15 protein-coding genes are annotated in these 26,181 nt (G+C 51.0%); 11 read left to right on the plus strand and 4 right to left on the minus strand.

Annotated elements, in window-relative coordinates; translation table 11 throughout:
• The first annotated feature begins 160 nt into the window (after positions 1-160).
• The 3 genes from Mal48_RS18940 to Mal48_RS18950 all read left to right on the plus strand — a co-directional run bounded on the left by Mal48_RS18940 (position 161) and on the right by Mal48_RS18950 (position 3,830).
• Complete coding sequence (locus tag Mal48_RS18940; protein ID WP_145203303.1) at positions 161-1,645, plus strand: leucyl aminopeptidase; 1,485 nt, start codon at positions 161-163, stop codon at positions 1,643-1,645.
• Between the two features lie 275 nt (positions 1,646-1,920).
• Positions 1,921-2,826, plus strand: a complete 906-nt coding sequence (locus tag Mal48_RS18945) for a UTP--glucose-1-phosphate uridylyltransferase (protein ID WP_145203306.1) — start codon at positions 1,921-1,923, stop codon at positions 2,824-2,826.
• A complete protein-coding gene (locus Mal48_RS18950) occupies positions 2,826-3,830 on the plus strand; it encodes a mevalonate kinase family protein (protein ID WP_145203309.1) in 1,005 nt (334 codons plus the stop codon). The genes Mal48_RS18945 and Mal48_RS18950 overlap by 1 nt, the downstream gene beginning before the upstream one ends.
• A gap of 278 nt (positions 3,831-4,108) precedes the next feature.
• On the opposite strand, the gene Mal48_RS18955 is transcribed toward Mal48_RS18950, so the two are convergent.
• Complete coding sequence (locus tag Mal48_RS18955; protein ID WP_145203313.1) at positions 4,109-4,648, minus strand: hypothetical protein; 540 nt, start codon at positions 4,646-4,648, stop codon at positions 4,109-4,111.
• Between the two features lie 713 nt (positions 4,649-5,361).
• On the opposite strand from Mal48_RS18955, the gene Mal48_RS18960 reads away from it, so the two are divergent.
• Together Mal48_RS18960 and ribD are read left to right on the plus strand one after the other, a co-directional pair.
• On the plus strand, positions 5,362-7,500 hold the full coding sequence (locus Mal48_RS18960) for a hypothetical protein (protein ID WP_145203316.1): 2,139 nt from the start codon (positions 5,362-5,364) through the stop codon (positions 7,498-7,500).
• 145 nt (positions 7,501-7,645) lie between these two features.
• Positions 7,646-8,758, plus strand: coding sequence for a bifunctional diaminohydroxyphosphoribosylaminopyrimidine deaminase/5-amino-6-(5-phosphoribosylamino)uracil reductase RibD (gene ribD, locus Mal48_RS18965; protein WP_145203319.1), 1,113 nt, complete (start codon positions 7,646-7,648; stop codon positions 8,756-8,758).
• A 61-nt stretch (positions 8,759-8,819) separates the two neighbouring features.
• Here the strand turns inward: ribD and Mal48_RS18970 are convergent, their stop codons facing one another.
• Together Mal48_RS18970 and Mal48_RS18975 are read right to left on the minus strand one after the other, a co-directional pair.
• Complete coding sequence (locus Mal48_RS18970; RefSeq protein WP_145203322.1) at positions 8,820-10,046, minus strand: amidohydrolase family protein; 1,227 nt, start codon at positions 10,044-10,046, stop codon at positions 8,820-8,822.
• A complete protein-coding gene (locus Mal48_RS18975; RefSeq protein WP_145203325.1) occupies positions 10,043-14,644 on the minus strand; it encodes an outer membrane protein assembly factor BamB family protein in 4,602 nt (1,533 codons plus the stop codon). Before Mal48_RS18975 ends, Mal48_RS18970 begins: the two co-directional genes overlap by 4 nt.
• 581 nt (positions 14,645-15,225) lie before the next feature.
• On the opposite strand from Mal48_RS18975, the gene Mal48_RS18980 reads away from it, so the two are divergent.
• Together Mal48_RS18980 and Mal48_RS18985 are read left to right on the plus strand one after the other, a co-directional pair.
• Entirely contained in the window at positions 15,226-15,819 is a 594-nt protein-coding gene (locus tag Mal48_RS18980) for a PEP-CTERM sorting domain-containing protein (RefSeq protein ID WP_145203328.1), read from the plus strand.
• Positions 15,820-15,865: 46 nt separating this feature from the next.
• A complete protein-coding gene (locus Mal48_RS18985) occupies positions 15,866-16,837 on the plus strand; it encodes a metallophosphoesterase (RefSeq protein WP_197441829.1) in 972 nt (323 codons plus the stop codon).
• Positions 16,838-16,910: 73 nt separating this feature from the next.
• Here the strand turns inward: Mal48_RS18985 and Mal48_RS18990 are convergent, their stop codons facing one another.
• Entirely contained in the window at positions 16,911-18,221 is a 1,311-nt protein-coding gene (locus Mal48_RS18990) for a 3-deoxy-D-manno-octulosonic acid transferase (RefSeq protein WP_197441830.1), read from the minus strand.
• 314 nt (positions 18,222-18,535) lie between these two features.
• Between Mal48_RS18990 and Mal48_RS18995 the strand changes: the two genes are divergently transcribed.
• From Mal48_RS18995 to Mal48_RS19010, 4 genes are all read left to right on the plus strand, one after another.
• On the plus strand, positions 18,536-21,493 hold the full coding sequence (locus Mal48_RS18995) for a DUF1549 domain-containing protein (protein WP_145203334.1): 2,958 nt from the start codon (positions 18,536-18,538) through the stop codon (positions 21,491-21,493).
• Positions 21,494-21,660: 167 nt separating this feature from the next.
• Complete coding sequence (locus Mal48_RS19000; RefSeq protein WP_231739721.1) at positions 21,661-22,896, plus strand: DUF1501 domain-containing protein; 1,236 nt, start codon at positions 21,661-21,663, stop codon at positions 22,894-22,896.
• 141 nt (positions 22,897-23,037) lie between these two features.
• On the plus strand, positions 23,038-25,158 hold the full coding sequence (locus tag Mal48_RS19005; protein ID WP_145203342.1) for a LamG-like jellyroll fold domain-containing protein: 2,121 nt from the start codon (positions 23,038-23,040) through the stop codon (positions 25,156-25,158).
• Between the two features lie 8 nt (positions 25,159-25,166).
• Positions 25,167-26,150, plus strand: coding sequence for a WD40 repeat domain-containing protein (locus tag Mal48_RS19010; protein WP_145203345.1), 984 nt, complete (start codon positions 25,167-25,169; stop codon positions 26,148-26,150).
• The last annotated feature ends 31 nt before the right edge of the window (positions 26,151-26,181 follow it).

Raw genomic sequence — 26,181 nt, forward strand, 5'->3', positions numbered from 1 at the left:
CACTGCAACAGATCAACAACCATTTGTCTGTAAGGATTGCACCGGTTGGGGTGGAGAGATTGCCGAGAGAGTTGATACGATCGGAACCTCATTCGTAAATACGTTTTACTGTCCCTTTCTCAATTCTTTATTTCTCATATCTACCGCGCGGGTTCTCCACATGAAATTTTCCACAACAACAGCCTCTTCCACTGAAGTAAAAGCCAACTGGCTTGTCGCCGGGATTTCCGAAAATGACGAATTCAGCCCCAGCTTACAACGTCTTGACGAAGCCTTGGATGGCAGCCTGTCACGGATGCGTGAACGGGAAGATCTCACCGGGAAAGCAGGCGAGGTGACAGTATTAGGAGACGCCCCGGGGCTCGCAGCAGATCGCCTGCTGATCGTCGGTCTCGGACCGGCGGACAAACAGTCGCTTCAAGAATTACGAAAAGCCTATTCCACAGCGATTCGTAAAATCGCCACTAAAGAAAAACAGAGCCTCGGACTTTGTGTGCCAGAGAGTATCGTTAGTGCCCTCGGAGCATCAGCCGCGCTCGAACTCCTCTCTGACACCGTCACTGTCAGCTGTTCAGGACAGGGACTGTATCAGGATGAGAAAAGCCGCTATCCGTTCGAAGAAGTTCTCATCACAGAGGTCGAAGAGAACCAGGAAAACAAAGCTGCGGTCCGACGAGGAGTGATACTCGGTGAGGCCGTCAACCTGACACGGGAGCTGGTCAATCGCCACCCCGACGACATCTACCCTGAATCTTTTGCCCAACGAGCTGCAGATGAAGCTGCTGACTTGGGGATTCGTGGTGAAATCTTTGATGAGGAGATGCTGAAAGACGAAAAGATGGGGGCGATGCTGGCTGTCGCTCAAGGAAGTGAACGCCCCCCACGCATGGTTGTTTTGAAGTACAATGGGGGCGGCGAAGAAGCTCCCACATTAGGGCTTGTCGGAAAAGGAGTGACCTTCGACAGTGGTGGGCTTTCTCTGAAAACGTCGGCGGGCATGATTACGATGAAATCGGACATGGCTGGAGCAGCGACCGTGCTGGGTGCTGTCCTCGCAATTGCGAAACTGAAGCTGCCGGTCAACGTGGTCGGTTACATGGGTCTGGTCGAAAACATGACCGGCGGAGCCGCGTACAAGCTGGGGAGTGTCTTGACCGCTCGTAACGGCAAGTCGATCGAAATTCATAACACCGACGCCGAAGGCCGACTCGTTCTAGCCGACGCATTAGCCTTTGCAGTCGACGATAAAGTCGACAAGCTCGTGGACCTGGCAACACTCACCGGAGCCTGTGTGGTCGCATTGGGCAACGACATTGTTGGCGCGTTCTCAAACGATCAACCATGGTGCGATTCGGTCCTCAAATCTGCCCGCGAGCAAGGCGAGGACATCTGGCAAATGCCAATGTATGACTACTTCGCTGAACAGCTGAAATCCGAATTTGCAGACTGTAAAAACATCGGCAGCCGCTGGGGAGGAGCAATCACCGCAGCAAAGTTTCTCGAACAATTTGTTGGAGAGACTCCGTGGGTCCACCTCGATATCGCTGGCCCGTCATATGTCGAATCAAGCTCCGCTCAACGGGATGCAGGAGGAACAGGGGTCATGGTTCGAGCGCTTGTGCGGCTTGCGGAAGCAAATTCATAATTTTTTAATCAGAATTGGTGGATGATCTTCGCAGTGATCGTAGAGATGCCCCAAGATGTCGCTTTTGGGGCTATTTCTTCCGATGGTTCCTCTTTTCTTGATCTCCCAAATTGATCAAGATCGACACTCAGAACCTATTCAGAAACATCGGTGAGGCGGAACCCCCTCTCTTTTTGAGAGGCCAAATCCTGGTTTTATGTCTGTTCTCCAAGTCACTATCCACAAGGTCACGCCTCGCTGACCTGATCGCAATTCATTGTTCCAGGAGAAAATTTATGGCTCTCGATCTTGCCGTTGTCCCAGTCGCTGGATTAGGCACTCGACTTCTACCAGCAACGAAGAGCCAACCCAAAGAGATGCTTCCAGTCGGACGACGCCCGGTCGTACAGTATGTGGTCGAAGAACTCCGTGAATCGGGGATTAAACGCATTCTGTTCGTGACAGGTTACGGGAAATCATCCATCGAAGATTTCTTTGACGTCAATCAGCAATTGACCACTCATCTCCGGCAAACTGGAAAAGAAGAACAGCTCGCAGAACTCGCATTTGAGCGAAGCCAAGTCCAGTACGCGTACACTCGCCAGCGCGAGCAACTCGGACTGGGGCACGCCGTCCTGATTGGTGAACCGTTCGTCGGCAAGCAACCGTTCGTTGTGGCGCTGGGAGATTCCATCATCGGGATGCACGCGAAATCACATATCGTGGAACGGATGATCAACGAGTACGAAAAAACCAAAGCTGACGTCATCGTCTGCTTCGAAGAACTCGACAACCCCAAAGATGTTGTCAACTACGGAATCGCAAAACCCAAAGGAACGATTACCGGAGACGTCTTCGAACTTGAAAGCCTTGTCGAAAAACCTGCTGTCGATGAAGCTCCAAGTAACCTCGCCGTCGCTGCCCGGTATGTCTTCAGCCCCGCAATTTTTGAGGAACTGCAAAAAACAGAACGTGGAAAAGGGGGAGAAATTCAACTGACCGATGCAATGCAACAGGTTCTCAAAAAAGGCGGAAAAGGAATCGGAATTCGCCTGCCGAAAGATGAACCACGGTTCGATATTGGAAACTTCGAAAGCTACTTCCAGGCATTTGTCGATTTTGCACTTTCCGACCCTCAGTTTGGTGAAGGATTAGAGATTTATCTCCGGGAGAAGCTCAGCTTGAAATCAGAGGAAGAATAATGGAAATCATTCGCCGACGAGCCTATGCTCGCGCAGGTTTCGTGGGAAACCCTTCTGACGGTTACCACGGAAAAACCATTGCGATGACGATCAAGCAGTTCTTCGCTGAGGTCACTCTGTACGATTGGCCGAAAGTTGAGATCGTCTGGTCGAACGATGACCAGAGTAGTTTTGAGTCCATCGGCGAACTCGCTGAAGATGTCGAATTGCATGGGTACTACGGAGGCGTCCGCCTGATCAAGGCGACGATCAAGCGATTCTACGAATACTGCAAAGCGAAAAACATCGAATTGCATGAACGAAACTTTTCCATTCGTTACTCGACCTCAATCCCCAGAGCGGTCGGGATGGCTGGTTCGAGTGCCATCATTGTGGCAACATTGAGATCGCTCATGGACTTCTACCATGTGAACGTTCCGCGACATGTACAACCATCGCTCGCCCTCAGCGTGGAAACGATCGAACTCGGAATTCCCGCCGGCTTGCAGGACCGTGTTGTCCAGATTTACGAAGGCCTGGTCGCAATGGACTTCGCGGAGTCTTCCATGACCATTGAAGATGGAATGGAGTGTGGCAAATACGAACACCTCGATTCGAGCATGCTGCCTCCAGTCTACATTGCCTACAGCACAGAAGTTGGTGAGCCGACCTACGTCGCCCACAACCCGCTTCGCGCCAGGTACAATTCTGGTGATCCGGATGTCGTGAATGCCATGAAGGAACTTGCCCGCCTGACCGACACGGCACGATCTGCGATTGAGGCAGGCCAAGCTGACGTTCTTCACCAGGCGATTGACAAAAACTTCAACATCCGCGCAAGTATCTGCACCATCTCTCAGTCACACATTAACATGATCGAAGCGGCTCGCGCCGTTGGTGCCAGTGCGAAATTCGCCGGTTCAGGAGGAGCAATCGTCGGAACTTACAAAGACGAGACGATGTACCGGCAACTCAAATCCAGTCTCGAAAAGATACACTGCAAAGTCATCAAGCCGATGATCTGACCTGCCGGCGACACGACTCGCTCAGCTCAATGCTTGTCACGCCTCCCCGAAAGTGACTTTATGATTTCACTGACTGCCCGTCATAAGGCAGACGCGCGTGAAGCAGAACTTAAAGATCAACTTTCATGTCAACACTGGAATTCGCCATGGCCATCTCGCTTCGGTGTGCTTTGGTGAACTTTGGTAAAAAAGTAACGGCATCAAACGGGCAACGACGAAAGACTTCCCACAGTCAGAGCCGCCTCTCTATTGCATGCAAAAGCAATCCACTTCTTGAGTCAGGCGTTGGCGTCCCACCACGATTGGACGAATTGGGAGAAGTCAGGATAGCGATCTCGGGCAACATCGACGATCTGCTTGCCGGTCGTCGGAAAGTCGATGTCAAAGCGGGAAGCCAACCACTCGCGAAGCGGTTTTGTGTCGTCCCATCCGGGTGAAGGCTGTGAAATATCATCCCACTCAAGTTCGTCATATCCGCAACCCAACAGCCGACAAAACTCCTTTGAGTCCGTTGCAAGAATAAGTAGCTCCCCCTCGGAGCCAAGGACAACAACAGGAGAGGCGTCAGCATTCCCGTGATCCTGAAGCCAGATCGCATAAACCGAACCGGTAGAACCACGCCCAAAGACGGCAAACCGGTTCTGCATCGTGGTGTCGCTTGGAAACCACGCCTGCAAATCGCCATCGCCGATGGTGCTGATTTCAAAGCAACCACTCAGCGGGTACCCGTTTGCTTCCAGAAATTCGCAGAGTGCACGTATCGGCTCTGGCAAATTGATGCCAGGCGGGAAGTGAGCTTGAACGTCGTCAGCTAACATTGCAATTTCTCAATTGGAGAACTTATTTTCATGTAAAACGATAGCATCTTTTGAATTGGTGCACCCTTTCTAAACAGGCACATGGAAGAGCAAACTGATCGACAAGCTCAAAATGGTCTCTCAAAGCCTGAGAAAAACCGTCCTCGCATCACATTCTGGTTTTGCGGCAAAACCTTTTCGCTGACCCAGGTGAATGACTCTCTTGGCTGCAACGAGAGTTTCTAAGAAAACAGAGCCGTTCCGATGGGTGATTCTCAGCTGCTCAAAAATCCTAAATCCATGGTCTGATTACAGTTGCTGTCCAGCAAAACACATCAGTTGGATCCCCGAAATTGACTGCCTACAGAGAGACCGCGCTAGGAATTCCTCAGTGGTTTGATTAGAGTTTACAACAGCGATGTTGATAAAAATCAGGAACAGGCTGTGCAGAGACCGGCGAATATCAAACCGCCTCGCGCAAGTTAAACATCTCCAGAAATAAATCCATGCTGAGCCTTCTCGGTGCTTAAGAGTCCAATTTGACTTGAATTGGTCGAGAGCAGTTGTGCGAAACCGGGTCTCACTGGAAACCACGATATTATTGAAGACTGTGAACAACTGAAGATTGCGAAGAAAATTGAAGGCTGTGAAAAAATTTTGACGTCGAGAAACGGTGATGGCTGCCAATCAAAAATCACCGTGGCTCAAAGTCATCCATAGGAGAGACATTACTCATGGATTCTTATGCACCCTGCCCATGCGGCAGTGGAAAGAAAGTCAAATTCTGCTGCCAGGCGATTCTCCCGGAAATGGCGAAAATCGAACGGCTCCAAGAAAACAACCAGCCACACATGGCGATTCAACTCATTGACAAAGTGCTCAAAGAGCACCCTGACAATGGTTGGTTAGTCACGCAACGAGCAATGGCCTTATTCAACAGAGAGGCTTTTGAAGAAGCTCGCGATGGTCTGGTTCCTTTTTTACGGAAAAACCCTGAGCACCCACTCGCAAATGCGATGTTGGCGTTGGCTGTGGTCCAGTCCGACACAATGGAGAAAAGCAAAAAGGTGATTCACCGTGCCTTCTTGAAGAGCATGGCTGATGAACATCAACTGGTTGCGATTCTTGCCGGAAAGCTGGTCTCCCATTTCCTTGAAATCGAGTGTGACATGGCTGCTCGGCAGCACATGGCCATCGTTTTACGACTGGGGTCTGAAGAAGACCGCCAGCGCACCTTGATGGCGATGCTCGAACTGGATGCCGACACCACTGTGCCGTACCCACTTCGAGGAGGCCACCCGCTGCCGACTTACGAAGCTCCGCCAGAAATGGAAACGCAGCAGAAGAAATCACAGCGACTCTACATTCATGGATGCTTTTCCGAAGCGGCAGACATTCTCGACAAGATCGCTGAAGTCGATCCGGCGAGCCCTCAATTGTGGCACACAATCGGACTCATGCGGGCCTGGGATGGTGATGAACTGAACGCAGCTAAGGCGTTTCATAAAGCTGCCGGTCTGTACGAAGATTTTGATCAGGCTGTCGACCTGGAAGCGCTGGCTCAATTGTTGGACCGCCGACAGAAAGACAACTCGATTCCTTCTCGTATGGTCAGCTATGAAACGGAGTCGCTTTCAAAACTACTGACTCGTCTCGACAACGACGACCAACTCTGCCGCGTCCCTGTGATGGAAGAGCAGACCGGGATCTCAGCCTCGTATGATATTCTTGACCGAAATCTTCCCACAGAAAAAGAACTGGAAGAGCTTTCTCTAGAGACCGCTCCACGTTCGATTGGCCGACTCATGCTGGTGGATCAAGCTGATCCCTCGACCCCGGCAGCTGCTCATGTGACAGCCATTGAAGGAGAGCGTTTGGAGCAGTCGATCCAAATCTTCGAAGCGGCCGCCGGAGAGCTTGCCACACCAGCGAAGAAGGAAGAAGAAGAAGTCGAAGATTCCGATGTTATCTCCTGGTATGCCGAAGACGATTTGGTCCTCACTGAATCGGCGTTCTTCCCACCGAAAACTCCGCCTGAAATTCGACAAAAACTCCGAAAGGAGTTCATCGACAAATGTATTCATGAGACTTGGGCAAACTCTCCGCAAAAAGCCCTGAACGGAAAGACACCGCTGGAAGCTAGCAAGGACGAGAGCTTAAAAGTTGCGCTGGCCGCAGCAGTTCGCGTTTTCGATTCCTTCCTGGACCGTCGCGATATCATCCTCGACCAGGCAGAGCTTCGCGACAAGTTGAATGTTCCGCATCCGACACCGATCCCGCCATCAGATGACTTAGACCTCAACACGTTGACGGTCACTCAGCTTCAAGATATTTCTTTCGAGGGAATGTCGGACAAACTGTTTGATCTTGTCATGCAGCGTGCTTTAGTCGTGAAGCATTGTGGATTCGGTTACCGAACACTGACAGAGTTTCTCAAAAACCGTCCTGAGTTGGTCAAGGAAAACGAACAAGAAACGCAACAGGCTTACGCAAACCTCGCAGATATTTGCAGCCGCTCTTTGAAAGAAGATGAAGCGTTGGAATGGATTCAGCTTGGATTCGAACAAACAAAGTCTCAAGGGGGACCGTTTGAAGCTGAGCTGATGTGGAAAATGCGAGAGTTACAATTCCGTTCACGTTACCTCAACGATCCTGAACTCAAGCAACTACTGCTTGAACTTTGGAACTACTACGGAGCAAAGCTCCCGGTCGTTCGCGAGCGACTGGAACAGTTCATTCAAACGTTGGAAATCGATCCACCTTGGGAGAACGCAATTATCACTCCGGAGACCTCTGGAGATGGGGAGGCAGGGTGGTCTGCTCAACCTCAAGGATCAGAGTCTGGGGAAAAGAAACTCTGGCTGCCCGACTAAAAGCTGGAGATGAACAGACACAGGATGGACAGGCACAGGATGAACAGGCATAGATCGTCTGAACTGGCGTTCCTGTCGAGTTTCAGCCGCACTGGCGGAACTTAAGGAACGCTGACGACTCTCCTTCAGGTTCGGATCTTTCAGAATGAATTCGCAACCGAAATTGAACGACGAATCCTTCATGGAGCGAGCACTTGAACTTGCTCGCTCCGCGATAGGATTTGTGGAACCAAATCCTGCGGTTGGGTCTGTCATCACGACTGCGGATGGCAAGTTGATCGCAGAGGGTTTCCATGCAGAATTTGGCGGCCCACATGCGGAAGTCGTGGCTCTCCAAGCTGCCGGAACTCAAGCAAAAGGAGCGACAATCTATGTCACGCTCGAACCTTGCTCCCATCTTGGCAAAACTCCTCCCTGTGCAGATGCACTGATCGTTGCGGGTGTTTCCCGTGTGGTTGTTGGAACCGTTGACCCTGCTCCGCATGTCGCCGGAACTGGAATCACGAAACTCCGAAATGCCGGGATTCAGGTTGATGTTGGCGTTTGTGAAGCAGAAGCTCAGGACTTAATTGCCCCGTTTCGCAAACTGTTCACACAGAGCCTGCCATTCGTTCATGCGAAGTGGGCGATGACGTTAGACGGAAAGATTGCAACTCACACGGGCTCCTCGAAATGGATTTCGAATGAGAAATCACGAGCAATCGTCCATCAACTTCGTGGACGAATGGATGCGATAGTCTCAGGAATTGGAACAGTCCTCGCTGACGACCCTTTACTCACCGCGCGCCCCGCTGGAAGACGAGTTCCGCTGCGAGTTGTCTTAGACTCGCAAGCCCGGCTGCCCCTGGACTCCAATCTGGTCAAAACAGCAAATGAATCGCCGGTCTTGTTGTTTGTCAGTGATCAAGCCAGCCCAACCAGAGTCGCTGACCTGAAAAATCATGGTGTCGAAGTGATCCAGATTCAACGAACTCTTGAAACGGGTTTACTCGACGTCATGAGCCTTCTTGAAGAACTCGGACTGCGACAACTGACAAATGTTTTACTCGAAGCTGGCAGCGGCGTTCTGGGTGCATTTCTTGATGCTCAACAGGTCGACGAAGTGCATTGTTTCGTTGCCCCCAAACTCATCGGAGGAGCGAACGCTCTCTCCCCGTTCGGGGGATGCGGGTTAGAGTCGATGGAAAACGCAGTCAAGCTTCGACAACACAACGTCGAAATTCTCGATGGAGACCTCTACATCCACGGGCGTGTATAGAGCATCTTTCGAATTGGTTTGCAGGTTCTGCCACGTGGCGAACAGCAATTCGAAAGCTGCACTATTGCTCAAGAATTTTCAACGCTTGTGGAGTGACCACCCATTCTCCGTGCTTCATGACTCCTGCAGGTTGATTCTGTGAATCGAAAAGCCCTGATTCCGGATTTTCAATAGAAGCTCCTTGAAGAGAAACAACACACAGATCAGCGATGTGCCCCTGCTTCAGCAGGCCAACCCGGCCCAATTGCAGGGCATCTGCCCCGTTGATCGTTGCCAGCTTGAGAAGCTCGCTGGCGGGAATCCCTTCATGTCTTTTGTGCAGAAACTGGAGCTCTTTCCAGATGAAAAGATCAGGATTCGAAGCACGACTATCCGTCCCGAGAGCAACGTTGATACCGACCTCTAAAAGCTCCTTCCAGGGATGTTCGGCAGACTGCATCGCTGCATGCGTTCGTGGGCAATACACGACACTCATATTCGGCCGAGTCTTTAGAAATTCGATCTCTCGTTGTCCGAGATAGTTTCCATGGACAACCAGCACAGGAACTCCGCAATCGAGTCGATGTAAATAATCAAGCGGTCTTCGAGATTCCTTAAAGAGTTCCGGACGGGCAACGCCGAGTTGTTGCAGCATCGCTGCCAGCTTTCCACCTCCGGTTTCCAATAGCTCCAACTCTTCTGGTGATTCTGCCAGATGCATTGCCAGCGGAACCTGATGCTGCTCCGCGAGTTCGCAGAGTCCCTCGAAGAGGTCAGGGTGCAGCGAATACGGAGAGTGCGGACTCAACCCGATTTTGACCTGCTCTGAACCTGGCTGCTCCAAGAACTCCCGAGCACTGCTCAGTTGGAAATCGACCGCTTCATCTGAAAGCCCAAGGTATTCGCGAAACATCAACACGTTCAGTGGAGTCGATGAAGCTTCACTGTCGCTTCGCCAATCGGTCGTGGCAATTTCAGCGGCAGTGGTGACCCCGTAAGAGATCGATTCATCGAGCCCTTTCCGAATCGCTGATGAGATTCCATCAGGATGCTCCTGTCTCCAGGAAATGACAGAGGGAATCCAACTTGTGAAGTCACGAAGCGGTTGAAGCGGAGCAGGGATGGTTGAGAATTCAAGATGCGTATGTGCGTTGATCAACCCGGGAATGAGAGCGACATTCCCGAGATCAACCGCATCCGAATCATCAATAGACAGACTGATGATGTCATTGTCGCGGACTTCGATTGTTGCATTCAGAATCGGTGGCCCATCCCCCGGAAAGAGCCAGCGAGCTCGGTAGCGTCTCACTTTCCAGCCCCATCTGCGAGTCGTTCTACGGGTTGGACTGGCTGAATTTTGAGCCGTTCATTGTAGGTTCTCATATCGATGTAACGATCGTGGGTGTTCACATGCAGGTACGAGAAACCTCCGGAATTCGAGATGCGACTCCAATCAAAGACTCGCTTTCCAGTCCGCTTGTCGAACCCGATCATTGTGAGTCTGCGAAAATAGACCTTGTCCCGATTCTCTGGTCGACTACTGATAAAGATGAGAACAGGAGACTGCCGAATTTCTTTGACAATCAAGTTCATCCCCCAAACTGTATGACTTTTGTTCTCCTGCTCCTCTTTTTCCTTGTCGGGAGCGTTCTCTTTTGCAGTCTGGGAATCAAAGAACTCACTCAGTTCTTGAGTCGATTGAGACCACAATAGCCCCCCTTCTTTCGAGAAGGTCAGTAAAGTCCCAGCTGCTTTCAATGAGGGCAAGTTCACATAAGTCGACTTCGCGGTCCCATGCGAGACGACGAGAAAAATGAACTCATCATCAGAATAGGAATAGACTCGTTTCTGAATTTTCATCAACTTTGCGGGAATTTCTCCGATCAGTTTTATCGTCCCGTCTCGCAGATCGATCAGCGAAAGTTCACCGGCAGGCGTCAGGTAACCGAGAGCCTGTTCATCGAATTGAATCATTGAGACATCAGCGGGAATCTCGATACTCCATTTCGCATTGGCATCTTCGATCGCGCCCCGTTGAAGATGCCAGCGCTTCTCATCGTCACTTCGAATCAGCTGTACAGACTCTGTTCCGTCGACCTGTAAACACTGGATAGGGAAGTTGTCCGGAAGCGGTTGAGCCGCCCGCTTTCCATCAAGCATTCGAATGAAGTGAGATTTTGCGTCCGCAGTAAGAATGAATCGATCTGCGTACGGTTCTACGATCACTCGTCTTGAGACATCTTCTTCCGTCCAGAGAAGTTCACCAGTCAAGGCGTCCAGAGCATGAATTTCCTCGTCGATCGCAAGTGCGCAATACTCGTTCGCTGTGAGCAAAATTCCTGTGGGAGTCGTGTAGGAGTTCAGATTGCTCGTACCGCGAAAGGTGCTGACATTCGACAAGAGGTTCGTGACACGTTGCGAAGGTGACCGCAGACGGCTCATCGCCAATCCACTGACACTGGGGGTGTAAGTCCAGGCGACTTGCTGATCAGGAAAGTGCAAGGCGTGAATGGCACCACGGTGAACGGCGTAGCTCATCGACCCGGCATACCGCAGACCGACATTTGAACGATGTGAACTGTTTGACATCGATCGAAGCGGGAACGAACCAACGAACTCGCCCGTGTGGGAATTTTCAATCCGCAGCCGTTGATGCTGGTTTTGAAACAACCAGCGGAACTGTTTCACAAACTCAAAGCCCTGACCAACAGGTTCAATTACAGCAAGGCTGTCCTCGCGACCTTGAGTTCCAGTGCGAACGGTTTCCCATTCGTTACCCCATGATGTCGATCGACTCGTCTGAGATGAATCGGTTTTCAGCTGGGCAAGTCGCTCTATCGCAACAGCGTGACTTGTCCCTGCAGCACTAAGTGAGACTTCCGGTCGACTCAGAACCTGTTCCCAACAAGACCTTGCATCGGAGAACGATTCCAGCTCAGTCAAAACCTCTGCCATCTCGGACCAGCCAACACTGGCAAGTTCCGGATCGGAAGAGTTTGTGACACGTTGAAGTCGAATGAGTGATTCAGAAATTCTGGAATCCTTTTTGGCATCCAGTGCAAGTTCGAGTTCGAGTTGTTGCCCCAGCGGAAGAAAGTGGAAAACTCGCGCTGTTCGACTGCGACCGAGAGAGCGTTCAATCGATTTGAATTGCGAAGTGATTTTCTGGACAGCTTCGGCCTTTTGCTCCTCCGTTCTCTCCTCGAGCAGGTCTTGGACACGACCTCCTGCCCACACGTCGTAACGAACTTTGCGAGTCTCTGCCTGAACATAGTGATCGAGGATCTCGGCGTGATCGAGCAATGAAAGGTACAGTTGTAGCGCTGTCCTCCATTCCCCCATTTTCAGCTGGTAGTCAGCGGCCAAACGTTTGTAACTCATCAACTCGACAGGAGTGTTGGCAAGTGTTTGCATCTCCAGAAGAGTTTCCTCAGCGAGATCCTCGTGATTCAGAATAATCTGTTCGATCGAGTCCCATTCAAGTTGTTCAACAACACTTTGTTGCTGTGCTGAGACATTCTGAAACAACTGAAGAGAACGTAATTCCTGAATGGCATGTCGCGCTTCCACGTATTTATCATTGGAGAGGAGAAACTCGATCGCGACAACTTCGGAAACGAAAGTCCGTTCAAGTTCCATTTGCTCTTCATCTGAAAGTTTACGTACTGGGAACGCAGAAAGATCAAAGGCAGAAAGCGAAATCATCTGATCCCCTCCGTAATACAGGTGTCCCAGTTGGATCTCAGATGATGCCAGTTTCTTCGTAGAAACTAACTCTCCCTTTTCCAAGCTGATTTCGACGAGTTGATCACCTTCGACGGGGATGAAGAGATTTCCATTGAGGATGACACTTCGTCCTGAGGGTCTACTGGATGTGGCCGAAATTTGTGTTTTCCAAGCCAGCCTCCCAGACTCTTCAATGTTCCTCGCGATGACAGAGGTCCCGCCTACAAAAATTGCATTCTCTCCGTCGACACCAGCTAGATAAAGCCCGTCTCCTTTAGCCTGCCTCCAAAGTTCTTCACCAGTCCGGAGGTCGAAACAAATCGATGCCAACTCACCGCTTCCATACTCATTTGGAAGTTCGTGAGGAGTGACGAGAACAGAATTCCCCACGATGACCGGTGGAGCAGTCATCCATCGATGATTTAAGTTCTGAACAGATTGAACAGCAAACCCGCCACGAGAACGTTGCCGTTTATTGGAACGTGCCGAAAACCGAGAGGCCCAAAGGAGTTGATGGTTTTGGCGATCTACCGCAACGAGCCAACCGCAGGTTGTCGGGCAAACGATCACCCCATCTTGAATTGAAGGGTAACAAGGCCAAAAACGTCGCACCTGATCGTCGACGAGGCTTCGCGACGGTGTCGCAATTTCCTGACTCCAGAGGACTTCGCCAGTCTGGGCATTGAGAGAAAACAACGAGATCAGCCCATCACGTTCCCCAATCACAAACAGGTCCGAACCGTCACTGACTGGCGGCCCAAAGAAGAATGTTCCTGCCAGTGGTCGCGAGAAAGGATCTTCGATCAGTTTCCCACCCAGCCGCCATCTTACGCGTCCAGTTTTGAAATCGTATGCGACAATTTCATTCGTGCTGAATTTCTCATCCTCTGGATCTTTCTGAGCTGTACGTCTTTGCCAGGCATAGCCTCGCGAAGTACTTGAGATCACTTCATGACCTTCGATGGCAAAGAGATGCCTCCCGTCGGTCGTCAGGCTCCGCGAGATCGCATCACGCAACATCAGACTGGTCACTGGATGATGCTCCGGAACCCGCCCACGATACCGTAACTCGATCTCATCATCCGAGGCGGATTGCGAAAACTGCGTTTCAATATTTGACGCCGCTCTGTTTTCCCAGAGAAGTTCGCCCGTTTGAAGATTGCGAACTTCCAAAGCCCGAAGCGTCCTGTAGGCAATAAAATTGCCACTCATCACTGCCTGACTTGTGGTCACAATCGCACGATTCGTCTCTTTCAAATCAGAAAACAACTTCTTGACTTGATGTTCAACGTCGTAACGATCAATCGTCCGCTGAGTCCAGACTGGAAGAAATTGCGGGTCGGCCGGGTTCTCAAGGTGGTGTGATGAACTCACCAATTGCGTCGAGGAATCATTAAACTCTTCTCTTCCTGAAACAACAGAAGTCGGCAGGAAAGTGATCTCTTCCAGAGAAATTGAAAACTCTTCTGCTATTTGTTGAACCAGCGATGCATCGCCTGCGAGTGCGGCGCTGCTGATGGCTTGCATTGCAAATCGTTTTTTCGTGCGCACGGAATCGGTTTTGTGAGCAAGATCTGCAAAGGCTCGAGAGGCCGCGACCAAATGCCCTTGATCAAACAAACTCAAGGCTGCGGTGAAGGCAGCTGACTGCCCCCCCTGAGTTGCAACGTAGAGCCTGGAAACTTTATTCAACCCTTTGAGATCCCCCTGTGCCAAAGCGATGTCGCGTTCTCGCATTGCCACCGGACCGAAGCGGTTTAGATAGTTCCGCTTAGCCTCCCCGGGCAGATTGGCCAACAGTTTCGAGACTTCAGAATGAGCGGGAACGAGTTGTTGTTTCTTGCCAAAGAAAAAAAAGTCTTCTTCAATCCCATTGAGATATTGCAGAATTTCGACAGCGTCATGGAATCGTGATTGCTCAAGGAATGCCTTTGCCTGTTCCAAACGACGTTCAAAATCCTGATTTTGCGGCGGACGGGAATCGAGTTGGTCTCGCCCCAGCTTGGCATCTTCAATTTCTTTTGCCCCGTCACGGACCTCTTTGTTCAAACCACGGAAGAAATTCCCAATGGGGTTCTCCCCTCCATTCTCTCCCTTCTCATCTTGTGCAGAGAGAGGCTGACATGGAATCAGCAGGAGTAAAAGAATCAACAACGAAAATGATTTGGTGAGATTGATCATGATTTACGCGAGGGCAGTTTGTGCTTATTGAAAGCAATTTCAAATTGCATGGGCCATCACTCTATTGTCACTCATCTGGAGTAGCCAGCATAGAGTGATTCTCAAAATTTCAAGCCGTGGGAGACAACTCAATAAACAATCAGCTGTGTGAATTGAAAAGACTCTTCACCGGCCAGTATGAAAACAGAACACCGAGAATCCGTTATTTCATATCTGTCGAACAATGAGATTCCAGGATTGAAGCGAAAGCTTTCAGGACATCCCCGCACGAATGACAGCCCTCCAATACGTCTCGTATGCCCCTTACTCTGAATGGCAAACTTGAACGCGATCCGTTCAAGGATTTCCGACCATTGCGACGCCGCAGCAACTGAATGGGATCGTAAAATCCCCGCGACCGCATTACCGGTTCACGAATAAAACCACTCACCGAGCCCTCGATCATAAACCCTCGCTGATACATGGTTTCCAGAAATTTCAGAAACCATATGGTTCTTTCCTGTTGCTCTGGTGCCTAAGACTTTCCGTCAGTAAAGTACCCGCCCATATTCGGCCCTCCTCTCACCCTTGAAAGTTTTTTGATGAAGTCCCCTGCTTTATACTGTCTGTTACTCTTCGCCTTCGCTTCTCCTCCCGTTGATGCCGGGATCATCTCAGACCTGTCTGACGGTACTCACCTCTGGACATCAACCCTGGTTCCTGGAATTCCGAACTACGATTCACTGCTTGAGATGACCGACACGTTTACTGCGAGTGGGACAATCAGTTTCGACTATGAATTCAAGCATTTCGTGCCCATAGCTGGCCATGAATTTTGGGCAAAGAGCGGGGCGGGAAACATCAGTATCGGTTCTTCTGCCGATTTGGTTGCCTATACCTTCGACAATCCTCTGACGCTCCCTAACTCCGACCATACTGCAGCAGGAAACATTGTTGGCTTGAGTGTTTTGGCCGGAGATACCTTTAGCTTTCTAGCGAACACACTCTCTTCGCAACATTCACTTGATCCTACTGTGACACTTGAAATTACGAATTTCACGTTTACTGAAGCATCCTCAGGAGGCTCCGCAGTCCCGGAACCGTCGTCACTCACTTTGTTGACGATGGGAGCGATTGCACTCGGCGTTTGTAGTCATCGTCGCCGTAAACAAACAGGACAAACCAAGGAAGCTTAGATCAAGAGACTTGAATTCCATCGCTGACTTAACCGGACAAACTACGATGCGATTGTTTTTCCCTGCGACACTTTTTCTCATCGCCTTTCCAATGTGGATGTCCAACGCATCCGCAGAGGATGAGACCTCAGTCGTAGTGGATCAACGATTCACTCAAGCAGCGAACCGAACGTTCAAGGCGTTCAACTCTCCGCTGGAACAATCGTGGCAAGGTCCCTTCTTTTTCCTGCAGCTCGCCGATACTCAATACGGCATGTTCACAGGAAACAAAGGGTTCGAGAAGGAAGCAGCACTGACGCAGCAGGCGGTCGAACACATCAACCGGCTTCAACCGCGATTTGTGATTGTTTGTGGCGACCTGACAAACGCCACCCCGGACCAGACTCGCTATCAGGCTCAGGTCAAACAATACCATCAGGATTTTTCAAAAGTCGACACTGAGATTCCACTGGTCTGCGTTTGTGGAAACCATGACGTTGGCAATCGACCGACTTCGAAATCGATCGCCAGTTATCAGAAGAATTTTGGAGATGATTACTTTTCGTTCTGGGCTGGTGGGGTCTGCAACATTGTCTTGAATTCCAGTGTCCTGAAAGACCCAACTGGCGCTCCGGAAGTGCTCGCTGCTCAACAGACTTGGCTTGAGCAAAAACTTCTCGAAGCTCAGCAGTCGAAGGCTAAGCATATTTTCCTGTTTCAGCATCACCCGATGTTTCTACAGAAAGAAGATGAGCCGGATCAGTACTTCAACATTCCGCTCGAGCGAAGGGCGCCGCTGCTCGATCAACTCAAACAGGCTGAAGTTCGTGCCATCTTCGCCGGTCACTACCACCGCAATGCCTACGGTCGAGCTGGCGAGATGGAAATGATCACCACTGGCCCGGTCGGCCGCCCACTCGGTAAAGATCCCTCTGGATTTCGTATTGTGATCGTTCAAGAAACCAGCATCCAACACCAGTATTACGGAATGGATGACGTCCCAAAGAAAATCAACCTCACGGATCAGGTCAAACCGTAACGTGTTGCTGGTCTGTCGCATTTGGTGACAGGGAACTGGTGACAGGGAACTGAGGCTGAGTCATCCTTGGAGATTAAGCAGCTCGATTCACTCGCCGCTCTTCACCGAGCTTTTCAAGGATGAGATGAACAGTCGTCTGAGTGGCCCCTTGATGAGAGAGAACGAGATCACGGGCACGATGCCCCATTGCAGTCGCAGTGCCCGTATTTTGGAATGACTCACAAACGAAGTTGTTGAGATCGTCTTGGCTGTGAGCAATTCGAAGGGCGTCTTGCGATTTCAGAATCTCGACGATCTGCCGGAAGTTGCGAGTGTTCGGACCGCAGCAGACAGGCACACCGTAAGCTGCCGGTTCAAGCATATTTTGACCACCACGATTTCCGAAGCTGCCACCCACAAACGCAGCGTCAGCGAGTGCCCAGCAGTGACCCAATTCGCCAACAGTATCAAGCAGACCAACCGGCGGAGGGTTGTTGCTCGAAAGCTTTTGCGCCGACTGTTGAGATCGTCGAATGATTGAATGCCCACGTTCCTGAATCAGCTGAGCGATGGCTTCGCCGCGCTCTGGATGACGGGGGACGATGATCAACCTGCTCTTTGGATTCTGTCGGCGCAATTCTTCAAAGGTGATCAGCGCCATCTCTTCTTCCGGGTCTTGAGTGCTCCCGGCAATGAAAATAAACTCATCACTTTCGATCTGGAAAAACCTGCGAAGCTCTTCGACTTCAGGACGCCGACGGTTGGTTTCAACTCCGTCAAACTTGATTGATCCAGTCACCTGAATCCGTTCTTCAGCACAACCGAGCTCCAGAAAGCGTTGTCGATACTCTTCTGACTGTACCGCAATCAATCCGACCCGATTGAGTAAGCGAGACATGAGGAACCGAATTTTTCGGTACCCCTTGAAACTCTTTTCGCTCAACCGTCCGTTGATCAGCATCACCGGAATTTGCAGCGACGAGGCTCGTGTCAAAAAGTTGGGCCAGATTTCGAGTTCGACAAGGACAATCAAATCGGGCTGAGCGCGTTTCAAGGCTTCCCGCACACTCCAGGTAAAATCGAGTGGGAAATAGGAGATTTCGCAATCGGTCAGTTTCTCTCTGGCAACTTGAAAACCGGTTTGCGTTGTCGTCGTCACAAGGATATCGAGCGGGTCACAACTGTTGTTCCGTAACTGACGGATAATCTGTTGCAACTGCAATACCTCACCCACGCTCACGGCATGAATCCAGACACGTTTCGTCGCAACCGATTTCCGCTCGGGTAAACGGCCCCAGAACTTCTGGCCCCACCCTTCACGGTATTTCCCATGCCTCCATCTCTGACACAGCAATGCTGGCGAGATGGCAGCAATGAGAACGAGATAAATCAGATTGAACAGCACTCCCGGCACAATCGTCCCTGATTGTTAAAGTTCATTTTCCAGACGGCGAATAATTGAAGAATGAAACTCTATTCGAAATAGTCAAATCCGGGCTAGCCGAATTTGCCGACTCTGACTGTGTCCCTTGCCTGAACCGCGTTGTTTACGGCCCTTACGGAAGCGTCACAACGGTTAAAAGTCTGATTTTGTTGACTTCAGGTGGTTCACGATATATCCTGAACACATCAGCGTGTCTTGATCGAGACATCGTTGCCCTCCTTACTTCGACGGTTGAAATCCCCTTTCTTCCGTCCGACAGAAAACTGGCCTGCCAGATGTTTCACCAACTTGCACGATGCAGCTTTCTATTTTCGGCTCTGACGTTTGTGATTGTTTCACAAACCTGCGGCGAGGTTCTCTCTCAAGAACCTGCCCCCGAGCCCAAAGCACAAGCACCGGCTCCTGAGGCTAAACCTCCAGAATCTGCGGCGGCTGCTAAAGCTCCTGAACCGGCTCCAGCGCTACATTCCCGAATCGATTCGCTGTTGAAGCAGTCTCAGTTTGGTCCAGTCGCTGAAGTTGCAGAGGACTCGACATTTGCTCGCCGTGTGTATCTCGACCTGATTGGGAGAATCCCCACAGTTGAGGAGTTGAAAGCATTTCTTTCGAGCAGCTCGCCAGAGAAACGTCAACTCCTGGTTGACGACTTGCTCGCCCGTCCCGACTTCAATCGTCATATGGCAGTGACGTTCGATTTAATGCTGATGGAGCGACGCGGCGGAAAGCATGTCAAACCGGATGAATTCAGGCAGTACCTTGAGGACTCATTTCGACAAAACAAATCGTACTTACAGCTGTCGAAGGAAATCCTTGCTGCCGATGGAACTGCTGAGAAGAATCGTCCGGCTGCAGCGTTTTATCTTGAACGAGATGTCGCTCCCGATTTGTTGACTCGGGAAATCGGTCGCGTTTTCTTTGGCGTCGACTTGCAGTGTGCACAGTGCCACAACCACCCGAATATCGACGACTATCATCAGGAAGACTATTACGGTTTGCAGGCGTTCATCGTCCGTGCAAGTCTGTTTCAGCCGGACAAGAAGAAACCAGCTGTCATTGCCGAAAAAGCAGTTGGCGAGGCTTCGTTTGAATCGGTCTTCACTGCTCGAGCCAGTATGACCGGTCCGCGGGTTCTCGGTGGTGAAGAACTCGTTGAGGTCTCTCTGAAACCGGGGGAGCGATATCAAGTTGCACCAGCGAAGAACGTCCGCCCGATCCCGAAGGAAAGCCGGTTTGAGAAACTCGCAGAGATGACAACCGCTCAACCCTCGGCAGCGTTCAATCAAAATATTGCCAATCGATTATGGGCACATATGCTCGGACGCGGTCTCGTCCACCCGGTCGACTTGCATCATTCTGGGAACCCACCTTCACATCCTGAACTTCTCAACTTGATCACAGAGGATTTCGTTGCAAGAAAGTACGATGTGAAATCCTACCTCAGAGAAATCGCGCTCAGCGAAGTCTATCAACGTTCCTCTCGACTTCAGGTTTCCGCAACATCGCTCGAGGAGACACGAAAGCAGGTTGCAGCTTTGGAGGCCAAAGCTGATGCAGAATTCGACAAGTCATACGAGGCTGATGAACTTGTCGAAACCGCCACAGAGAAACTGGACGCAGCTTTCGCTGAATTGAAGCCGTTTCAAGAGAAGATCGAAAAGGCAAACAAGGCAATCGAAGCTGCGATGAAAGTTCGAGACGCTGCGAACGCAAAGGTCGCCCCCGCAAAGAAAGCGACTGCCGAAAAGGTCCGACTCCACCAACTTCTCGTCAACGCTCACCAACGAGTAAAAATCGCTTCGGATGCACTCAAAGAAGACAAGGAACTGGCTGCCACAGTTGCCGTTGTGCAAAACAAAGAAACTGCAATGGCTGCGGAAGTGAAGAAACTCAAAGCTGCGGAAGCAGCTGTCGTGGCTGCGTTAGCAAAATCAGAAGAGGCATTGAAAGCAACACACGTCGCATCAGATGCTGCCGTCGCCGCAGCTGTTCCGATCGAAGAGAAAGTTCGGAAGTTACGAACCGAGCAGATCGCGACAAGAAAAGTCGCTGCCGATCACCGCGAAGCAGCAGCCTTAGCGACCAACAAAGCCAACGAACTCAAGTCGCTGATTGAGTATGGCGAGTTGCAACAAAAGATCGCTTCGCTCCAGAAGGAAATTCCTATCGCAAAAACGGCTTTGCAATCGAACACGTCGAAGATGCCCGCTTTAGAAAAAACGCTCTCAGAGAAGACGTCAGCAATGACAGCCGCTCAACAGGCGACCGCTGCAGCTCAGAAAGTGGTTCAGGAGAGCGAATCGGCACTGCAGAAGCATCAGGCAACAGAGACTTTGCTCAAAGATTCACTCACTAAATTGAATGAAGCAGCCAATAACCTGCCGGGCGAAAACCCACTAGCGACGGCAAAAACAGAAATCCAAACGTCACTCACAACGACTGAAGCTGCTATGAAAAGCATGCAAGCTCAAGTCACACAACAAAAGAATGACCTCACTGCGAAAACGGCAACAATGGCAACAGCAACCGCCGATCTCAAAGTCGCAGACAATGCTTTGAAAGCTCAGCAGCAACTCGTGAAGAAACTGGAAGCTGAACTTGCCAGCAAAGAGTCGGAGTTGCAGAAAAGCCAGGAATCACTGGAAGCGATGGAAGGGAAAATTGTAACCCAGTCATCGAAACGAATGAACGCTTCCGGTCTGAGCCAACTCACTCCTGAACAACTAGGCTGGAGCGTTCTTGTTGCGACCGGCCAGCGCGACCGAGTCCGCGCCGCTGAGGCTGCGAAGCTCAACAAGGCAAAGCCGCTTTCTGAAGCCGACCTGAAAGATCCTGCCAAGGTCGCCGCTCGTGAAGCGGAAGTTGACGCGGCCACCTACACTACGCTCAGCAAAAACGTCGCCACGTTTGTCAAACTCTTCGGAGCGACTGCCGGTCAGCCTCAAAATGATTTTTTCGCGACAGCAGAACAGGCATTGTTCTTTGCAAACGGAAACGAATTGAATGCGTGGTTAGCCCCGTCCGGGGGGAATCTGACCGACCGACTTCTTAAAATCGAAGACCCGACATCTTTGACACAAGAGCTTTACCTCTCGGTTCTCTGTCGACCTCCGACGAAGCTTGAAATCAAAGATATGACGGACTATTTGAACACTCGTACTGACGCCAGACCGGCAGCTGTTCAGGAACTCGCCTGGGCATTGATCACTTCTGCCGAGTTTCGATTTCAGTATTGATCGCGTTATAGACCGTCGTGCGTGTCACTCACGACAAATGAATTGAGAATGATTTACATAACTTCTGGAATTGTGGTCACTCACTGGAGTGACGTTCCCTGGTTCAGAATTTGTTAGAGCGAATTACTATGAAATGCAATTATTCTTGCGGATCAGATGATCACCAGATGGCCCGAAGGCAGTTTCTGGGAACGCTCACTGGTGGCTTCGTTGTCGGCGGATTAGGAACTTTCACACATGGAGAAGCTGCCGAGCATCTGCGGGCCAATCAAATGCGCGTGCTCACTGTCTTCCTGTCTGGAGGTGTCAGCCAGCTCGAAACCTGGGACCCCAAACCCAAGACAGACACCGGCGGACCATTCCGAGCGATTCCGACAGCCGTTCCGGGAATTCATATCTCGGAGTTGCTGCCTCATACCGCTCAACATATGGATAAGCTCTCCCTGATTCGGAGCATTAACACGAAGAATGGAGATCACGGAAAGGGCAAGTACCAGATGCTTCACGGCCGCAACCGAATGCCAGGAATTGACAATCCTCACTTGGGTGCCGTGCTTGCCAAAGGTCTCGAACGTCCCAACTCCGGTTTACCCGGCTTCATTCGTGTTCAAGCTGGCGGACGTGGGAACGACTCTGCGTATCTCGGCCCACGTTACAGCAGCATTGGCGTCAACGGAGCCCCGCCTCCAAATTCTGCCAGAGTCGCATCACTGTCCGCTGAAATTGACAAGTCTCGCCAAGACCTTCGACGTCGTGCCAATTCACGATTCATGTCGACCCGCCGGACAGCCGAGACTGACGCCTACACACAAACGTACGAGCAGGCGTTACAGCTGATGGAAAAACGAGACGTCTTCGATGTGAATCTTGAACCAGCCAAAGAGCACGAACGCTACGGCACAAAAGTCGACTTCGGCCGTCAGTGCTTAATTGCCCGGCGACTGTTGGAGAACGACGTTCCATTCGTCCAGATTTCACACACCAACTACGATACCCACAACGAAAACTTTAACTTCCACCTGGAACAAATGGGTGAGTTCGATAGACCGTTTTCGACGCTCATCAGTGACCTCCACGAACGTGGTCTCATGAAGTCAACCCTCGTTGTTGTCATGTCTGAATTCGGTCGAACGCCTCGTATCAATGCACGCTACGGACGTGACCACTGGGGAAGTGCGTGGTCAATTTGTCTCGGTGGAGCAAAAGTTCAGCCCGGTGCTGTCATCGGAAAAACAAATGAGAATGGAACTCAGGTGATTGACCGCGAGGTTGATCATGGTCACCTGTTTCACACATACCTGTCCGCTGTCGGACTGGAATCGACCTCACACTTCAACATCGCCGGTCGAGAGGTCCCTCTCGCTGATCCCTCACGCAGCGCGATTAGTGAGCTGATTTCTTAGTCGAAGAATGACTGCTACATCGTTGTGCCGGACACATGACCGGACACATGACCGGACACATGACCGGACACATGACCGGACACATGAAGTGTCCACAGATATTATTGCACTCAAAATAGACACCCTTGGAGAATTTTGCACATGTTTCGTTTCTGGAGTCACGTACTCAGCGTTGGCGTTTTGATCACAACACTCTCAGCGACAGCTCAGGCTGAGCTCCGCGTCGGAGCCGTAGTGACCGACATCACCCCACTGAAGTTTCCGGTAATTGTCAACGGGAGCGTGACTTCAAGAAGCGTTGAGAAAGTCAACACGCCAGTGAATGCTCGCACAATTGTGATTGACGATGGGAATGAAAGAATCGCGATTAGCGTTGTCGATAGCTGCATGCTGCCGCGTCCACTCCTCGACGACATCAAAGCTCTTGCCGCGATGAAGACATCCCTCAAGGTGGATCGCATCCTGATTTCCGCAACACATGCTCACTCGGCTCCCTCATCCATGGGAGCGCTCGGAACAGATGCCGACGAAAACTACATCCCCTTTCTAAAAGAAAAAATGGTGGAAAGTTTCGTCGCTGCCGAGAAAAATCTCGAACCGGCACGAGTCGGTTGGGGGCTTGGTCACGCACCTGAGTACACAGCACTGCGTCGCTGGATTCGTAGACCGGATCGACTCGCGGATGATCCATTTGGAAACCCAACAGTTCGTGCGAATATGCACGCGGGGCGAAACCATGATGATGTGACCGGCGAGTCTGGACCAGAAGACCCTGATCTTTCACTCATCTCGTTTCAATCTCCTGATGGTCGTCCAATCGCTCTTCTTGCAAACTTCTCAATGCACTACTTTGGAGACCGCGACCTGAGTGCCGATTACTTCGGACGCTTCGCGAATGGCTTAAAAGAACGTCTCGCCCCGAAAGACTCTGACGACCACCCGCCGTTTGTAGGCATCATGTCGCACGGGTGCAGCGGAGATATCTGGCGACGGGATTACAAAACATTCGACCCCGACGCCGATGATTTCACTATTGAATCCTTCACGCAGGGGCTTCTCGACATCGCGTTAAAGGCGTATGAAAAGATTGAATACAAAGATGCCGACATCGCCATGGCAGAAACCCGTATGGAACTCAACTACCGAGTTCCCGATGCACAGCGACTGCAATGGGCCCAGGCCATTGTAGACGAACTTGGAGACAAACTTCCTAAAACACTCCAGGAAGTCTACGCCCGAGAGCAAGTCTTCCTGAACAAGTTGCAATCGACGGAAATCGTCGTGCAGGGTGTTCGAATCGGAGACATTGGAATCGCCACAACTCCAAACGAAACATACGCATTAACCGGTTTGAAGCTCAAACTGAACTCACCGTTCCAGCATACGATGGTGATTGAACTTGCCAACGGAGGAGATGGCTACATTCCACCACCTGAACAACATTACCTGGGCGGATATAATACTTGGGCTGCCCGTTCAGCTGGTTTGGAAATTCAAGCGGAACCAAAAATTGCGGCTGCCGGATTGCATCTGCTGGAACAAGTTGCTGGGAAGCCTGCAACGGCCTACAAGCAAGCCAATGGGCCTTCTGCTCAAAAAATCCTGGACCTCAAGCCAGAAGCTTATTGGCGTATGGCGGAGATGGCCGGCCCGATAGCTGAAGATGTCTCTTCGAACGAACATCACGGAACATACGAAGACGGAGTTGTCTATTTCCTCGACGGTCCACACTCCGACACATTTTGCAAGCCGGGTGAACTCAACCGGACTGCTCACTTTGCAGGCGGTCGAATGGTTTCGAAGCTGGACGAAATCGATGGAGATTACACCGTCTCGATGTGGATCTGGAATGGAATGCCGACAGATGCTCGTGAAGTGACCGGCTGGATGTTTTCACATGGTCGCAGTTTCACACCTGCCAGTCTCGGCGAACATCTGGGAATCGGGGGAGTTGATAACCATCCCGGTCAGTTGCTGCTCTCAATCAACGGTAAAACGGTTGCAGGCAAATCACAAATTGAGCGATGGACCTGGAACCATGTTGTCATGACCAGCAAAGATGGGCAATTTCAAGTTTACCTGAATGGGAACTCGACTCCGGAAATCGACTTGAAGTCCAAAGATGCAGGACTCTCCATTGATCAGTTTTTCATTGGCGGTCGCTGTGATAACGAATCGAACTGGGAAGGTCGCGTGGATGAAGTTGCTCTGTTCAACAGAGCTCTGACACCGGCCGAAATTCAATCCCTTTCTGTGAAGTGAGACTGACTATGGATGTCACCAAAACGCATATCGAAAAAGACTACAAAGCGGACCGACCGCTGCTCTCCTGCTGTTACGCACTGGACGGCGCTCATGTTTTCGTCGGCTGTGAAGACTACAAAGTCTGGCGATTCAAAGTTGCTGATGGCACGAAAGTCGAACTCGATACCGATGCCTGGGCGAGAACGTTGCTTCTGGTCGATGCAGGCAAAACTCTCATCACAGGCGGCTACGATGGCCGCCTGATCTGGTGGGATGCCTTGGCAGAGAAACCAGCCTCAACACGGACTCTCGACGCACACCAAGGTTGGATTCGCGCATTGTCTGTCAGTCCCGATGGGACCACTCTGGCCTCTGTCGGAAATGATCTGATCGTCAAACTCTGGAACCTGGCGGACGGAAAACTTGTTCGCGAATTGAAAGGCCACGAATCGCATATTTACAACGTAGCCTTTCACCCAAACGGAAAAACTCTCGTCACTGGTGACTTGTACGGGAACATTTTCGATTGGGATTTGACCACTGGTGAGAAGAAACGAGCTTGGAAAGCGGAAACACTCACCAAGTACGACAAGGGGTTTCATGCCCAGATCGGTGGATTTCGCGGGATGGTCTTTAGCCCCGATGGAACTCAACTCGTCTGCTCAGGAATCACGAATGTCTCCAATGCATTCGCAGGAATCGGAAACCCCAGCGTCGTCATCTTCGATTATGCAAAGGGAGAACAGGTCATTGAACATCTCTCCAAAGGGCCGCTCCAAGGTGTCGCCTGGAATGTTGCCGTCCATTCAGAGAAGATGATCGTGAGCAGTTCGGGCGGGAGAGGTGGCTACCTGCTCTTCTGGAAACCGGGCGAAAAAGAAACGTTCCATCAATTTAAATTGCCTTCCGATGTCCGAGACTTCGCACTCTCTCCAGATGGTCAATACATCGCTGCCGCTCACGCCAATCACCACCTGAGCATCTGCAAACTGGACGCGAAACAGGCATAATCGATTCTGCAGCGACTCATCTCTTCCAAAT

The organism is Thalassoglobus polymorphus (assembly GCF_007744255.1).
Classification (GTDB): Bacteria; Planctomycetota; Planctomycetia; order Planctomycetales; family Planctomycetaceae; genus Thalassoglobus; species Thalassoglobus polymorphus.

Coding starts and splice junctions, on each gene's coding strand:
- Mal48_RS18955 (WP_145203313.1), bottom strand. CDS start 4,648: ATGTTAGCTGACGACGTTCAAGCTCACTTCCCGCCTGGCATCAATTTG.
- Mal48_RS18940 (WP_145203303.1), top strand. CDS start 161: ATGAAATTTTCCACAACAACAGCCTCTTCCACTGAAGTAAAAGCCAAC.
- Mal48_RS18975 (WP_145203325.1), bottom strand. CDS start 14,644: ATGATCAATCTCACCAAATCATTTTCGTTGTTGATTCTTTTACTCCTG.
- Mal48_RS18950 (WP_145203309.1), top strand. CDS start 2,826: ATGGAAATCATTCGCCGACGAGCCTATGCTCGCGCAGGTTTCGTGGGA.
- ribD (WP_145203319.1), top strand. CDS start 7,646: ATGAATTCGCAACCGAAATTGAACGACGAATCCTTCATGGAGCGAGCA.
- Mal48_RS18980 (WP_145203328.1), top strand. CDS start 15,226: ATGAAGTCCCCTGCTTTATACTGTCTGTTACTCTTCGCCTTCGCTTCT.
- Mal48_RS19005 (WP_145203342.1), top strand. CDS start 23,038: ATGTTTCGTTTCTGGAGTCACGTACTCAGCGTTGGCGTTTTGATCACA.
- Mal48_RS18985 (WP_197441829.1), top strand. CDS start 15,866: ATGCGATTGTTTTTCCCTGCGACACTTTTTCTCATCGCCTTTCCAATG.
- Mal48_RS18960 (WP_145203316.1), top strand. CDS start 5,362: ATGGATTCTTATGCACCCTGCCCATGCGGCAGTGGAAAGAAAGTCAAA.
- Mal48_RS18945 (WP_145203306.1), top strand. CDS start 1,921: ATGGCTCTCGATCTTGCCGTTGTCCCAGTCGCTGGATTAGGCACTCGA.
- Mal48_RS19000 (WP_231739721.1), top strand. CDS start 21,661: ATGGCCCGAAGGCAGTTTCTGGGAACGCTCACTGGTGGCTTCGTTGTC.
- Mal48_RS19010 (WP_145203345.1), top strand. CDS start 25,167: ATGGATGTCACCAAAACGCATATCGAAAAAGACTACAAAGCGGACCGA.
- Mal48_RS18995 (WP_145203334.1), top strand. CDS start 18,536: ATGTTTCACCAACTTGCACGATGCAGCTTTCTATTTTCGGCTCTGACG.